12 protein-coding genes and 1 pseudogene are annotated in these 14587 nt (G+C 67.4%); 6 read left to right on the top strand and 7 right to left on the bottom strand.

Annotated elements, in window-relative coordinates; genetic code table 11:
- The first annotated feature begins 108 nt into the window (after positions 1-108).
- Positions 109-1533 carry a DUF349 domain-containing protein gene (locus ACYQ5L_RS12940; protein WP_459957585.1) on the top strand — a complete coding sequence of 475 codons (1425 nt, stop codon included), beginning with the start codon at positions 109-111 and terminating at the stop codon, positions 1531-1533.
- An 835-nt stretch (positions 1534-2368) separates the two neighbouring features.
- Positions 2369-3154: a phosphatase gene (locus ACYQ5L_RS12935; protein WP_459957584.1), complete on the top strand. Its 786-nt coding sequence runs from the start codon at positions 2369-2371 to the stop codon at positions 3152-3154.
- Positions 3155-3212: 58 nt separating this feature from the next.
- Here ACYQ5L_RS12935 and ACYQ5L_RS12930 read toward each other — a convergent pair whose 3' ends face one another.
- Together ACYQ5L_RS12930 and miaB are read right to left on the bottom strand one after the other, a co-directional pair.
- Entirely contained in the window at positions 3213-3794 is a 582-nt protein-coding gene (locus ACYQ5L_RS12930) for an Rv2732c family membrane protein (RefSeq protein ID WP_459963421.1), read from the bottom strand.
- Between the two features lie 420 nt (positions 3795-4214).
- A complete protein-coding gene (gene miaB, locus ACYQ5L_RS12925) occupies positions 4215-5744 on the bottom strand; it encodes a tRNA (N6-isopentenyl adenosine(37)-C2)-methylthiotransferase MiaB (RefSeq protein ID WP_459963420.1) in 1530 nt (509 codons plus the stop codon).
- A gap of 280 nt (positions 5745-6024) precedes the next feature.
- Between miaB and ACYQ5L_RS12920 the strand changes: the two genes are divergently transcribed.
- From ACYQ5L_RS12920 to ACYQ5L_RS12905, 4 genes are all read left to right on the top strand, one after another.
- Entirely contained in the window at positions 6025-6753 is a 729-nt protein-coding gene (locus ACYQ5L_RS12920) for an amino acid ABC transporter ATP-binding protein (RefSeq protein WP_459963419.1), read from the top strand.
- Between the two features lie 31 nt (positions 6754-6784).
- Positions 6785-7618, top strand: coding sequence for a glutamate ABC transporter substrate-binding protein (locus tag ACYQ5L_RS12915; RefSeq protein ID WP_379198162.1), 834 nt, complete (start codon positions 6785-6787; stop codon positions 7616-7618).
- A 90-nt stretch (positions 7619-7708) separates the two neighbouring features.
- Positions 7709-8389 carry an amino acid ABC transporter permease gene (locus ACYQ5L_RS12910; protein WP_379198164.1) on the top strand — a complete coding sequence of 227 codons (681 nt, stop codon included), beginning with the start codon at positions 7709-7711 and terminating at the stop codon, positions 8387-8389.
- The gene (locus tag ACYQ5L_RS12905) at positions 8386-9291 is read left to right on the top strand and encodes an amino acid ABC transporter permease (RefSeq protein ID WP_459957583.1); all 906 of its coding nucleotides are present in this window, start codon (positions 8386-8388) and stop codon (positions 9289-9291) included. Before ACYQ5L_RS12910 ends, ACYQ5L_RS12905 begins: the two co-directional genes overlap by 4 nt.
- A gap of 634 nt (positions 9292-9925) precedes the next feature.
- Here the strand turns inward: ACYQ5L_RS12905 and ACYQ5L_RS12900 are convergent.
- The 5 genes and pseudogenes from ACYQ5L_RS12900 to recA form a co-directional block, all read right to left on the bottom strand.
- Positions 9926-10573 carry a hypothetical protein gene (locus tag ACYQ5L_RS12900; RefSeq protein ID WP_459957582.1) on the bottom strand — a complete coding sequence of 216 codons (648 nt, stop codon included), beginning with the start codon at positions 10571-10573 and terminating at the stop codon, positions 9926-9928.
- Between the two features lie 53 nt (positions 10574-10626).
- Complete coding sequence (locus ACYQ5L_RS12895) at positions 10627-11850, bottom strand: cytochrome P450 family protein (protein ID WP_459957581.1); 1224 nt, start codon at positions 11848-11850, stop codon at positions 10627-10629.
- A gap of 153 nt (positions 11851-12003) precedes the next feature.
- A complete protein-coding gene (gene recX / locus ACYQ5L_RS12890; protein ID WP_459963418.1) occupies positions 12004-12657 on the bottom strand; it encodes a recombination regulator RecX in 654 nt (217 codons plus the stop codon).
- A gap of 168 nt (positions 12658-12825) precedes the next feature.
- Positions 12826-13377 (bottom strand): annotated as a pseudogene (locus ACYQ5L_RS12885) (hypothetical protein); the annotation flags it as partial.
- Positions 13378-13380: 3 nt separating this feature from the next.
- Complete coding sequence (gene recA / locus ACYQ5L_RS12880; protein WP_379198178.1) at positions 13381-14418, bottom strand: recombinase RecA; 1038 nt, start codon at positions 14416-14418, stop codon at positions 13381-13383.
- Positions 14419-14587: the final 169 nt, after the last annotated feature.

Raw genomic sequence — 14587 nt, 5'->3', positions numbered from 1 at the left:
GTGCTCAAAGACAGCATTTCCCATCTCAGCCTGGTTGAATGGGATGAGCTAGACCGATGAGCTAGGGCGTAACCAGGCAGCCGTGACGCGCGGCAGGGACGAGGAGCAATGACCGACAACAGCGGAAACGAGAAGGCGACCCACCCGGAGTCCGCCCCGGCGCCGCAGCCCGGCGCCGCCAAGCGACCCTCCCCGGCAGCCGCCGCCGGCCCCCGCCCGGGCGCCGCGGGTCCCAAACCGGAGTCTCCGAAACCACATGCCGTCAAGCCCACTCCCGGCCCGGCGACCCCGCATCCGCACCCGGTCGTGGTGCCCACCGTGAGCGACCCCAGCCAGTGGGGACGGGTCGACGAGGACGGCACCGCCTGGGTCAAGACCACCGACGGGGAACGCGTCATCGGCTCTTGGCAGGCCGGCGACGCCGCCGAGGGCCTCGCCCACTTCGGCCGCCGCTTCGACGACCTGGCCACCGAGGTGGCCCTGCTGGAGGCCCGCCTCGCCGCGGGCACCGACGCCCGCAAGACGAAGGCCGCCGCCACCGCGCTTGCCGAAACGTTGCCGACCGCCGCCGTCATCGGCGATATCGAGGGTCTGGCGCAGCGCCTGCGGGCCATCATCGAACACTCCGACGAGGCGGCCGCGCACGCCAAGGAGGAGAAGGAACGCACCCGGCACGAGCAAACCGAGCGCAAAGAAGCCCTGGCCGCCGAGGCCGAGCAGATCGCCGCCGAATCCACCCAGTGGAAGGTCGCCGGCGACCGCCTGCGCGAAATCCTCGACGAGTGGAAGACCATCCGCGGCGTGGACCGCAAGGTGGACGACGCCCTCTGGCGCCGCTTCTCCAAGGCCCGCGAAGCCTTCAACCGCCGCCGCGGCGCCCACTTCGCCGAACTCGACCGCGAACGCGCCGCCGCCAAAACCCGCAAAGAAGAACTCTGCGTCCGCGCCGAAGACCTCTCCGGCTCCACCGACTGGTCCGGCACCGCCGCCGTCTTCCGCGACCTGCTCGCCGAATGGAAAGCCGCCGGCCGTGCCCCCCGCGAGGCAGACGAACAACTCTGGAAACGCTTCAAGGCCGCCCAGGACATCTTCTTCGCCGCCCGCAACGCCCACGCCTCCGAACGCGACGCCGAATTCGAGCACAACGCGGCGGCCAAGGAAGAACTGCTGAAGCACTACGAGCACATCGACCCCGAAGCCGGCCTCGACGCCGCCCGAGCCGCCCTCCGCGACCTCCAGGAAAAGTGGGACGCCATCGGCAAGGTCCCCCGCGAACGCATCCACGACCTGGAAGCCCGCCTCCGCGCCGTAGAAAAGCGCGTCCGCGACGCCGTAGACGCCCAATGGCGCCGCACTGATCCCGAGGCCATGGCCCGCGCCGCCCAATTCCGCGAGCGGGTCGCACAATTCGAGGAACAAGCCGCCAAAGCCGAAGCTGCCGGCAAGACCCGGGACGCCGAAAAAGCCCGCGAACAAGCCAAACAATGGCGCGAATGGGCCGAAGCCGCCGAGGGCGCCGTCAGCCAACGCTGAATCAACCAGCCTCACAACAGGTTCACCCTGAAGACAGCTGCACACGGTTCCGGCCGGAGTACGAAGTTCCCTCGAGCCGGAACCCCCGCAGTCCCGAGCCCGCCGGTCCGCGCCAGCCCGCCGGTCCGCGCAAGCCCGCCAGCCCGCGCAAGCCCACCGGCCCGCGCAAGCCCACCGGACCGCGCCAGCCCACTAGTCCGCACCAACCGATCTGGTCGTCAGCCGGTGCGGTCGCCCGCCGGTCCAGTCGCCGGCCGGTGCGATTGTCGGCCGGTCCGGTCGCCAGCCGGTGCGGTCACGAGTTGGTGTGGTCGCCAGCCGGTGCGATCGCCGGCCGGTGCGATTGTCGGCCGGTCCGGTCGCCAGCGGGTGCGGTCACGAGTTGGTGTGATCGCCAGCCGGCGCGGTCGCCAGCCGATCTGGTCGCCCGCCGGTGCGATTGTCGGCTGGTCCGGGTCACCAGCTGGTCGGGTCTCCGGCTTGTGTGCTTGTGTGTTGGTCCGCCGCAGGCGAACTGTCTATTAACGGCAGGGATGACAGTTGGTGCACTCACTGTGTGGGTTCGGGGCCGTCTCGATTTTGGACTGAGTGGAGCGTGCGTCGGAGCGGGGGAGCGAAGCGGAGGAGCTCCGGCGTGCGCGGAGGGAGGGAAAAATCGAGACTGTCAGGCCCCGAACCCCGCCGGAGCGAAGCGGAGGCAATTAAACACAGCCACGAGCGTCCCTGATCAGAATTCCGTCATCACAGGCAGTGGACCGCATTCCCGCTGCGACCGGATCACACTGTGGGCCAGATAAAGACAGGCCGCCCCACCCCCCCGATTAGTCTCGGTTCCATGGCACCAAACCGGGAACAGCTCATCGCGCACCTGCTGGCGACGGGCATGGCAGGGGCCGTAGCCACCCCCCGCGAGAACAATCTCGAGCACTACGCCCGCATGGCGCGCCGAGACCCGCACTACCAGTTCGGCTTAAACCTCGGCATCTGGACCCCCGACACAGTCCTCGACCTGATGGTCCGCAAGGCAGGCGTCGACCCCCGCCTCAACCACCGCCGCGGCCAGGACACCATCGACCCGGAACTCACAGCCGACGCACTAGACCGCTACGCCGCCCGATTCGGAAAAGCCCTGCAAGCCAAGCAGCGAGTCCTGTTCGCCACCGGCCACCCCCGCACTCTCGCCCGCCTCTACCAACACCTGGCAGCCGCCCTGACCGAGGCGGGCGGCACCGTCGTCCCACTCGGCGCGGACCTGGGCTACGACGCCGAGAACCGGTACGGAATGGTGCGCCGGGTGGAAGTCGAGTCCTTCATGGGCGTGGGCATCCTGGCGGACGGTGGCGTGCCGATCCACACCCATTCCCCTCTCCCGATTCAGCTGGTCCTGGCCGACCTGGCCCGCCGCGGTGAGCCCATGCCGGATCTGGTTGTCGCCGACCACGGTTGGTGTGGCGGCGCGGCCCAAGCCGGTCTCGACGCCATCGGTTTCGCCGACTGCAACGACCCCGCCCTCTTCGCCGGCGAGGACGAGGGCACCGTCGCCGTAGCCGTCCCTCTCGACGACGGCATCGCCGAGGAACAGTACGACCTGCTCGGCGAGTACATCCTGACCCGAGGCTGAACATGAAACAGGCCCGGCGGCAACCGTATCCGGTGTCGCCGGGCCTGTTCGCGCGAGACTACTTCTCGCCGAAGAGCTTCCGGTGATCGTGCTCCTCCGCCTGTGCGGCGGCAATCCGGCGCTGCTCCTCGGCAGCCAGATGCACCGCAGTACGACTCCAAACCACGCGCACCCAATGGAACGTCAGCACCATGGCCGCGATCGTGGCCAGAATGAGCCCGATCCCCGGCCCGGCCCCCTCGTAGTTACCCAGCCCGGGAGTCTGCCGATGCCAGATCGACAACACCCCGAACACACTCGCAATAGCGGTCCCCGCCACCGCAATCCACGCCAGCACCCACCGCCGGGTCAGCAGCGCCGCCAGCGAGAACCCGATCCCGAACACGGTCACGAACCACTCGAACACCCGCGACGGCAGACCGATGTGTTCCTTGATCGCCGCCGCGTCGTACAGCAGCACATCGAACCCGCGCGCCTCCCCCGCATGCGGCAGCACCAGCGACAGCAGCAGCACGAACACCGCGCCCGCGACCACCATGGCCCGCACGCCGGGATCGATCTCCCCCGCGATCCTGCGTTCCACGGCTTCGAGATCCGCACGGAACTGGTCGAAGTCCTGACTGTTCTCGGCCGCCTTCATACTCTCCTCGTTCGCCTCGGGCGCCGGTTCGGACGCCGAATCGGATTGTCCCGCCGGTTCTCCCGGCCCCTCCCCCGCCTCGGCCCCACCCGGCCGGCCCGATGCCGGGCCGGATCCACCGGATCGAACCGCCTTGTCCTCCGGCTGCTTCGGCGATCCGCCGGTCTCCTGGGCCGGGGCGTCGTCGTTGCCTGTCACCGGATCGTCCTTTCGGCGCGCGTCGTCCGGGCCGTTGGGGTGTTGCTCGGTCATAGGGCGTGTTCCTGAGTCGGGCAGGAATCCTGCAACGGGGCGGGCACCATCTGAAACATCATCGACCGGGCACTGGTGGCGGACCCTACTCGCGCGATGCCGCCACCAGTTCCCGGTGATCGCCTGTCCAGCTGGAGTCGCATGGTCATGCCCGGGGGGCGGGTCCCATCATGCTCCGCATCCCGAGCCGCAGCCGGAGGACACGGGTTCGGGGGCGGGGGCGCCGATGCGCGGGAGGCCGAGGCCGACGCCGATGGGGGCCGTTTTGGGGGTGACGCCGCGTTCGTGGGCGTCGCCTGCGCGGGTGCGGCGGTGGGTGTGGACCTCGCTGTCGGCGATGAGGTGGTGCGGGGCCGCGCCCGTCACGGTGACGGTGACGATGTCGCCGGGGCGGATCTCCGCGCCGGGCGCCAGATCGGCGGGCGGGCGGAAGTGCACCAGGCGGCCGTCGCGGGCGCGACCGCTCATCCGGGCGGTGGCGGCGTTCTTCTTGCCCGCGCCCTCGGCGACCAGCAACTCCACCTCGGTGCCGATGAGCGCCTGATTGCCTTCCAGGGAGATCTGCTCCTGCAGCGCGATGAGCCGGTCGTAGCGTTCCTGCACAACCGCTTTGGGGAGCTGGTCGGGCATGGTCGCGGCGGGCGTGCCGGGACGGATGGAGTACTGGAAGGTGAAGGCGCTGGTGAACCGCGCCTGCCGGACGACATCCAGGGTCGCCTGGAAGTCCTCCTCGGTCTCGCCGGGGAAGCCGACGATGATGTCGGTGGTGATGGCCGCGTGCGGCATGGCGGCGCGGACCTTCTCGATGATGCCGAGGAACTTGGCGCTGCGGTAGGAGCGGCGCATGGCCTTGAGCACGCGGTCGGAGCCGGACTGCAGCGGCATGTGCAGCTGCGGGCAGACATTGGGGGTCTCGGCCATGGCCTCGATGACGTCATCGGTGAACTCGGCCGGGTGCGGGGAGGTGAAGCGGACGCGCTCGAGGCCCTCGATGCCGCCGCAGGCGCGCAGCAGTTTGGCGAAGGCGCCGCGGTCGCGCTCCTCGGTGGGGTCGGCGAAGGAGACGCCGTAGGAGTTGACGTTCTGGCCGAGCAGCGTCACCTCCATGACGCCCTGATCGACGAGGGCCTGCACTTCGGCGAGCACATCGCCGGGGCGGCGGTCGACCTCCTTGCCGCGCAGCGAGGGGACGATGCAGAAGGTGCAGGTGTTGTTGCAGCCCACCGAGATCGACACCCAGCCGGCGTAGGCCGACTCCCGCTTGGCGGGCAGCGTGGAGGGGAAGGCCTCCAGGGCCTCGATGATCTCGACCTGGGCTTCCTCATTGTGGCGGGCCCGCTCCAGCAGCACCGGCAGCGAGCCGATGTTGTGGGTGCCGAAGACGACGTCCACCCAGGGCGCCTTCTTGACCACGGTGTCGCGGTCCTTCTGGGCGAGGCAGCCGCCGACGGCGATCTGCATGCCCGGCCGGCCCGCCTTGATGGGCGCGAGGTGCCCGAGCGTCCCGTACAGCTTGTTGTCGGCGTTCTCGCGCACCGCGCAGGTATTGAAAACCACCAGGTCGGCGGTATCGCCGGGAGCCGCCTTGACGTATCCGGCGTCCTCGAGCAGACCCGAGAGGCGTTCGGAATCGTGCACGTTCATCTGGCAGCCGTAGGTGCGGACCTCGTAGGTCCGGGCATCCTGCTCGCCCACCACCGCGTCGACGACCGCGCTACGTGCTGAAACCTGCCCCAACGAATTCACCCAACCAGGGTAATGGCTGTGCGAGAGTGCTCCTCAACCACCTGCGACCACCCCTAACCGGAGGGTGACCCGCGTCTCTCCCATCACTTCCGCGTCAATCCGGGGTTACGGACGAGTGTCGGGTCGCGGCACAGTTTCGTTCGACAGGCGAAAGTTGAGCATTTCGGGCATGAGCCCTCTAAGGTCACTGGTCATGACCGACGCTGCCATTTCCGTGGACAAGTCCGCGCCGATGATCTCGATGCGGAATGTGGATAAGCACTTCGGCTCGCTGCACGTTCTGCGTGACATCAATCTCGAAGTGCCCAAGGGGCAGGTCGTGATCGTGGTGGGACCATCCGGATCCGGCAAGTCGACACTGTGCCGCACCATCAATCGACTGGAGACGATCGACTCCGGCGATATCGCAATCGACGGGGTGAAGCTGCCCGACGAAGGCAAGGCTCTCGCCAAGCTGCGCGCCGACGTGGGCATGGTGTTCCAGTCGTTCAATCTGTTCGCGCACAAGACCATCATCGAGAACGTCATGCTGGCGCCGGTGAAGGTGCGCCGCCAGGGCAAGGAGGAAGCCCGCAAGCGCGGTATGGAACTGCTGGAGCGGGTCGGCATCGCCAATCAGGCGGACAAGTATCCGGCCCAGTTGTCCGGTGGCCAGCAGCAGCGCGTGGCGATCGCCCGCGCGCTGGCCATGAATCCCAAGGTGATGCTGTTCGACGAGCCCACCTCCGCCCTCGACCCGGAAATGGTGTCCGAGGTGCTCGAGGTGATGGTTCAGCTGGCCAAGGACGGGATGACCATGGTCGTGGTCACCCACGAGATGGGCTTCGCCCGCCGCGCCGGCAATCGGGTGCTGTTCATGGCCGACGGCCAGATCGTCGAGGACACCGATCCGGACTCGTTCTTCACCGCACCGAAATCCGATCGCGCCAAGGATTTCCTCGGCAAGATCCTCAGCCACTGACCGTTCGTTTCACGAGAGAGAAGGACTCCCGATGAGGTTCAACAAAGCGCTCCGGGTCGCTGTCGGGGCGATCGCCCTCGCGCTGGCCGCCACCGCGTGCGGTGGCGGCAGCGATAAGACCGCGAGCCAGAACGCCGCCGACGGCAAGCTCACCATCGGCATCAAGTTCGACCAGCCCGGCCTGGGCCTGCAGAACAAGGACGGCTCCTACAGCGGTTTCGACGTCGACGTCGCCAAGTACGTCGCCGAGCAGCTGGGTGTGAAGCCGGAGAACATCAAGTTCGTCGAGGCGCCGACCCCGCAGCGCGAGACGCTGATCGAGAACGGGCAGGTCGACTATGTGGTCGGCACCTACTCGATCACCGACAAGCGCAAGGAGAAGGTCGATTTCGCGGGCCCGTACTACATCACGGGTCAGTCGCTGCTGGTGCGGTCGGACAACACCGACATCACCGGCGTGGAGTCGCTGACCGGCGGCAAGAAGCTGTGCTCGGTGAAGGGCTCCACCCCGGCGCAGAACGTCAAGGAGAAGTACGCCAAGGACGTTCAGCTGCAGGAGTACGACACCTACTCGCTGTGCGTGGAGGCGCTGAAGTCGGGTTCGGTGGACGCGCTCACCACCGATGAGACCATCCTGCGCGGTTTCGCGGCGCAGTCGCCGGGTGTGCTGAAGGTCGTCGGCACGCCGTTCACCACCGAGAAGTACGGCATCGGCCTGAAGAAGGGCGATACCGAATCGCGTAACAAGATCAACGACGCCATCGAGGCCATGATCACCAGCGGCGCCTGGAAGTCGGCCCTCGAGAAGAACTTCGCCGGCACCGGATTCACGGCTCCGGAGCCGCCGAAGGTTGATCGGTACTGAGTTGACAACGCGGGCTGGGCGGCAGGTCACGGCGATCCCGATGACACCGCCCGGCCCGCATGGCATTTCGATCGGAGGGACGCGACTGTCGTGTTCGACTTGATCTCGGAGTATGACGACCGGTTGCTCGACGCATTCTGGGTGACCATCAAACTGACGCTGTATTCGGCGTTCTGGGCGTTGATCGTCGGCACGCTTGTCGCCGCCATGCGGGTGTCGCCGGTGCCGGTGGCGCGCTGGCTGGGCACCGCGTATGTGACCGTGTTCCGCAATACCCCGCTCACGCTGATCATCGTGTTCTGCTCGCTGGGCCTGTACTCGACCCTGGGGTTCAAGCTCGCGCCGGAGGGGCCGACCGATATCGCGGACAACAACTTTCGCTGGGCGATCGTCGGATTGAGCATCTACACCGCGGCTTTCGTCTGCGAATCGCTGCGGTCGGGCATCAATACCGTGCAGCTGGGGCAGTCCGAGGCGGGCCGCTCGCTGGGGCTGACCTTCACCCAGAATCTGCGGCTCATCGTGCTGCCGCAGGCTTTCCGGGCGGTCATCGCGCCGCTGGGTTCGGTCTTCATCGCGCTCACCAAGAACTCCACCATCGCCGCCGCCATCGGCGTCGGTGAGGCGGCACTGCTCATGGCCGAGATGACCGAGAACGAGGCGGCGCTGCTGTCCATCGGCGCCATCTTCGCGCTGGGCTTCGTGGTGCTGACCCTGCCCACCGGCCTGTTCTTCGGCTGGCTGGCCAAACGATACGAGGTGGCACGATGACCGCGGCTTCGGTTCTCTACGACGCGCCCGGCCCCCGCGCGCAACTGCGCTACCGCCTCTACTCGGTGCTGGTGGTCGTCGCGCTGGCGGTGCTGGCCTGGGTCGCCTACCGGGGCCTGGCCGACAAGGGCCAGTTCACCGCGGACAAGTGGAAGCCGTTCGTGGAAGGCGAAATCTGGAGCACCTACCTGCTGCCCGGCCTGCGCGGCACCATCGTGGCAGCGGTCATCTCCATCGTCTTCGCGCTCGTTCTCGGCATGATCTTCGGCGTCCTCCGCCTCTCCGATCACGCCTGGGTGCGCCTGGTCGCGGGCACCATCGTGGAATTCGCACGCGCCATCCCCGTGCTGATCCTGATGATCTTCCTGTTCGCCGTCTTCTCCGACTACAACGTCTTCCCCTCCACCCAGCTCGCGCTGGCTGCGGTGGTGACGGCGCTGACCATCTACAACGCCTCGGTCATCGCCGAGATCGTCCGCTCCGGCATCCGCTCCCTCCCCAAGGGCCAAACCGAGGCAGCCGTAGCCCTGGGCATGCGCAAGACCCAGGTGATGACCACCATCCTGCTCCCACAGGCCGTCACCGCCATGCTCCCGGCTCTGGTCTCCCAAATGGTCGTGGCCCTCAAGGACTCGGCCCTCGGCTACCAGATCACCTATCTGGAGATCGTCCGCTCCGGCCAGCGCCTCGGCGCCGCCGAGCAGAACATCATTCCCGCCCTACTGGTGATCGCGGTCATCATGATCGCCCTCAACTACGCCCTGACCGTCTTCGCCACCCGCTTGGAACACTGGCTCCGCACCCGCAAACGCGGTGGCCGAGCCCTCCCCGCCGACACCACCCTCACCGCGGCCCCTCCCGGCATGGACATCGTCCTCACCGGCGACGGCGACAAGAAGTAGTCCGGATCCCATCCGAACAGTGCGGGCGCGGAGCGATAAGCTCCGCGCCCGCAACGCTATCCACACACGCCGGGAGCAGCCCATTCGCCCGATTGCTGGTTGGGGTCAATGTCGGTAGATGGCGGACACGGGGAGATCGGGCTCGCATACTGGGATTCATGAGCGACGAGGACAGGGACCAGCGGCAATTCATCCTCGGACTGTTCGTGGTCATGGTCGTCACTCCGCTCCTGGCGGGCCTCACGGCCTTCGTCGGGGCGGTCGGAGTGACGTGGGTCCTGGAAACCCGCAAGCGAATGATCGCGGCCCGCGGTCGACGCCACCCCGCCACCCCCCGACGCGATCCGCTCCCCCGCTTGGCCGCGCACCGGCCGCCACGCCGCGGCGAGAACCGGGGCCCGAGCCGAACCGGAAGTCGCCGATCCGGCCGAATCTCACACTGAATTCCCCTATTTCAGGTACGTGCTACCCTCGATCGCGGTACCCGGTGCGCAGGTCGCGGATACTTCCTTTCTGTGAAGCCCGAAGGCAGGGGCCAACTCTGCCTCCCCCACCGCAAGGCAGAGGTATTGCTGGACGAGAAGTCGAGCGCTGGGCGCGTCTCCGCTGCCGACCTTGATCTCGGGTACCGCTTTCAGAGCAGAGAGATGGTGTCGTGGGCCTGGGCCAGGGAGTCCGCCCACGGGGTTGCGTGATCGCGCTCGTATGCCTGGAGTAGACGGTGCCGCATCGTGTCTCGGCGCAACCATGCGGTGAGTGTGGCGGGCAGGCCCATTACTGCGAAGGTCTGGTTCACCAGCATGGCTAGGTGGCGGTCCGCTGATTGGGTCGCGGTTTTGTCCCAGGTGGCGAGGAATCTGTCGGGCGCTATGGCCGCCGCGGCGACTGCTGCGAGAAACTCGGCCGGATCCGACAGCGACCCGGGCGGTGCGGGGAATTCGGCCAGTACGGAATGCCACACGGCGTCGAGGTAGTTGTCGATCGCCTGCTGTTCGGCGGGTGGCCAGGTGCGCCATTGCTCCTTGGACAGCTTGCCCAGCACGATGTTGGGGTCCAGTTCGTTCGAGGTGGCCAGTTTCTCGAGCAGTCGTGGGAGCAGAGCTTTCAGGTCGGTGCGGTCACCGATGGTGTTGCCGAGTTTGATGGTGAGCCAGAAGAGGTCATGATCGTCCACTCTGACGGGTGGGCCGCAGTGGGGGCAGCGGTCGAGCACCGGACGACGCGGGTACGGCGAGAAGACCGCGGTGAGGACGCGTAGTGCCGCCGTGATCTCCTCTGCCATTTCGCCATTCTGGCAGTTCGGTTCCGGTGCGTCGAAACCATTCCGGGTGCCGGTCAGCCGTGGGGGCGGACGGGGAGTTCGGACATGCCTCGGATGAGGAGGCTGTTCTGCCAGGAGGGTTCGAAGGTGGGGTCGGCCAGGGTCAGGTCGGGGAAGCGGGCCAGCAGGGATCTGAAGGCTATGTCGGCTTCCAGGCGGGCCAGGGGGGCGCCTACGCAGAAGTGGATGCCGTGGCCGAAGGCCAGGTGGCCGGTGGCGTTCGCGGTGGTGTCGAGGGTGTCGCCACTATCGAAGCGTGCCGGATCGCGGTTGGCGGCCGAGAGGGCGACATAGATGAATTCCCCTGCCGGGATGTCGATTCCGGCGATCTGGACCGGCTCGTGGGTGTAGCGGAGAGTGGTCCAGCCGACCGGGCCGTCGTGGCGGAGGAATTCTTCGATGGCGGCGGGGATGGCTGTCGGGTCGGCGCGGAGGGCGTCCCATTGGGGTCTGTTGCGCAGGAGGGCGTGGGTGCCGTTGCCGATGAGGTTGACTGTCGTCTCGTGGCCGGCTACGAGGAGGAGGAAGGCCATGGCGACCAATTCCTGCTCGTCGAGGCGGTCGCCGTCGGGGGTGGGCTGGACCAGTTCGGAGAGCAGGTCCTCGCCGGGATGGGCGCGCTTGTCCACCATGAGTTTTCGGAGGTATTCGCTCATGCCGAGGGTGGCGGCGGCGCGTTCTTCTATGGTGCCGCCGGAGCTGACCAGGATTCTGGTCCATTCCTGGAAGTCGGCGCGTTCGTCGAAGGGGACGCCCAGGAGTTCGCAGATGACGGTGACCGGCAGCGGGTTTGCGAAGACCTGCATGAGGTCGACCTCGTCGTGGGCGGCCATGTCGTCGAGCAGGGCCGCGGTGATTTCCTCGATGCGCGGACGCAGGGTGGCGACGCGGCGGGGCAGGAAGGCTCGGGAGACGAGTTTTCGCAGGCGGGTGTGCTCGGGCGGGTCGCTGTTGAGCATGTGAGCGGCGAGGGTTTGGGCGTTCGAGTCCGAGAGGGTTCGAACGTTTCGCTGCCGGAACAATTCGTACAGGTCGGCGGCGTTCTTGCGGAGGCGCGGATCAGCCAGTGCTGCCCGGCCCTCGGCATAGCCGAGGATCACCCAGACCTGGGAACCGCTCACGAGTTGAACCCGGTGCACCGGGCCGCGTTCACGCCAGCGGTCGTAATACCGATGCGGATCGGTGTAGAAGTCCTCGTCCACCAATTCGATCGATTCCGCGGCAGCGCTCTCGACCATACTGTCCTCCCTCCGGCCGCCCGGCCGCTCCAACAGCCCGAATCACACAGGCGGTGCTGCCGTCCACGCTACCGAAACTGTTGGTGCGCCGCCGTTTTCGCAGCTTGCACGGGAAGGCCGGTGGAGGTCCGGCGCGGGCGCCGGAATTCTCGATCAGTCGAGTTCCGACGAGTCGAAATCCTGCCCGGCATTGTCGAGTTCGGCCTTGACGACGGCGTAGGCGGTGGCGGAGCCGTAGCCGCGGCGGGCCAGCATGCCGACCAGGCGGCGAATGGTCTTCTCGCGATCCAGCTCTCGGGGCATCGACCGGAGTTTGCGGCGCACCAATTCGGTGGCGCGAACCTGTTCGTCATCACCGGTAATGGTGGACAACGCTTCCTCGGCGTCCTCCTGCGCGACACCCTTGCGCCGCAGCTCCTGGGCAAGAGCCTTCTTCCCCTTGCCCGAGTAGGTGTGGCGGGAATGCACCCACTGCTGAGCGAAGGCAGCGTCATCGATCAGCCCGACCTCGGTGAGGCGGTCCAGCGCGCGATTCGCTACTTCCGGCGTGAACCCCCTGGCGGCCAAGCGGTCCGCGAGTTCGGAGCGACTGCGAGCCCGGTCGGCCAGGAGCCGCAGACAAACCTCTTTGGCTTGCGCCTCGGTGCCACCGGTTTCCGGATCACCGAATTGCGCGTTTCGCGCCGCCCGGGAACGCTCCGTGCGTTCGGCCCGGCGACGAGCAGCCCGCTCGCCCCGAGTCTCACGAGCGCGGAACGCCGTCTGCTCCGCCTCGACGGCGGATTCCCGATCGTTGTCGGGCGGCACATGATCCGCGATCCCCGCTTCGGAACCTCGACGCGCGGCGTGCTTCCGGTGCAGCTCTCCCCCACGGACACCAGAACCTGGAGAGACAGCGGCACCGTCGATGAGACCGGCCGCGGCCAACCGGTTCAACGCGCGATCGACCGTCTCGACGGTAAACCCTTCGGCGACCACGCGATCTGCGAGTTCCGCACGGCTCCGGGCACCGTTCGCAAGCAAGCGGATAGCGAACGCCTCGGCCCGAGCGTCCGATCCACCGTCCTCGGCTGCGGTCACCGGAACATCTGCGAAGCCGTGCCGATCACCACCGGGCACGTCGTCGCCATCGCCGGGGTCAGCGGGCACTTCCTCTCGCCGCTGCCCCGGCGATCGGCGTAGCCCGTGGGGCGGACGTTGGTGGGCGCGCCTCGGTTTCGTGGCCGGGTGGTCGTCTTCGGTGAAGGCGTCGTCGGCTGGTGCGCTGTCGGGGGACTCCCCGTCGAGCTCATGGTCGGCGGGCGGTTCATGGGCGGCGCGGGACCATGTGGCGGGTGATTCGCCGCCGAGATCCCAGGTGGAGTCGGTGGTGTCCCAGGAAACGCGGGCGCGGGTGGTGCGGCCGCGTTTGGGGTGGCGGGATTCGAGGGCTTCGAGTTCGCGGCGGAGGCGTTCCACCGCGTCGAGGCGGGGGCCGGTGGGCCCCGGCGAATGCGGCCGGGGCCCAGGGGTTTCCCGATCGGGCATTGGCTAGAAATCGGCCGGGGCTTCGTCGGTGGCGGTGATGTCGGCGCCGATGCCCAGCTTTTCCTTGATCTTCTTCTCGATCTCGTCGCGGACGTCGGTGTTCTCGAGCAGGAACTTGCGGGCGTTCTCCTTGCCCTGGCCGAGCTGGTCGCCCTCGTAGGTGTACCAGGAGCCGGACTTGCGGATGAAGCCCTGGTCGACGCCCATATCGATGATCGAGCCCTCCTTGGAGATGCCGACGCCGTAGAGGATGTCGAACTCGGCCTGCTTGAACGGCGGGCTGACCTTGTTCTTGACGACCTTCACGCGGGTGCGGTTGCCGACCGCGTCGGAGCCGTCCTTGAGGGTCTCGATGCGGCGCACGTCCAGGCGCACGGAGGCGTAGAACTTGAGCGCCTTACCACCGGTGGTGGTTTCCGGCGAACCGAACATGACGCCGATCTTCTCGCGCAGCTGGTTGATGAAGATGGCGGTGGTGCCGGAGTTGTTCAGGGCGCTGGTCATCTTGCGCAGCGCCTGGCTCATGAGGCGGGCCTGCAGACCGACGTGGCTGTCACCCATCTCGCCCTCGATTTCCGCGCGCGGCACCAGGGCGGCCACGGAGTCGATGACAATGATGTCGATGGCGCCGGAACGCACCAGCATGTCGGCGATTTCGAGGGCCTGCTCACCGGTGTCGGGCTGGGACACCAGCAGCGCGTCGGTGTCCACACCGAGCTTGCGGGCGTAATCGGGATCCAGCGCGTGCTCGGCGTCGATGAAGGCGGCGACACCGCCGGCGGCCTGCGCATTGGCGACCGCGTGCAGGGCGACGGTGGTCTTACCCGAGGATTCCGGACCGTAGATCTCGACAATGCGGCCACGCGGCAGACCGCCGATGCCGAGGGCGACGTCGAGGGAGATGGAGCCGGTCGGAATCACCGAGATCGGCTGGCGGGCCTCCTCGCCCAGGCGCATGACCGCGCCCTTGCCGAAGCTCTTCTCGACCTGCGCCAACGCCAGCTCGAGCGCCTTGTCGCGGTCAAAAGCCTGTGGTGCCATCGTCTGGTCCCCTTCTGATGGGTGTATCTCGTTCTGTGGTTGGCGCCCACGTTAGAGGGCAGCACCGACAAGTTCCGACGACAGCTTAAACGAACAGGTGTTCGAGGCAAACACCACGCCCCGCGACACGCCAGCGAAGTTTTCGAGGATGCCGGCCGAGCCCACGCGA

The organism is Nocardia sp. IFM 10818 (assembly GCF_054655275.1).
The sequence above is the reverse complement of the archived record's forward strand: the minus strand, read 5'-3'. Positions and strand labels throughout refer to the sequence as shown.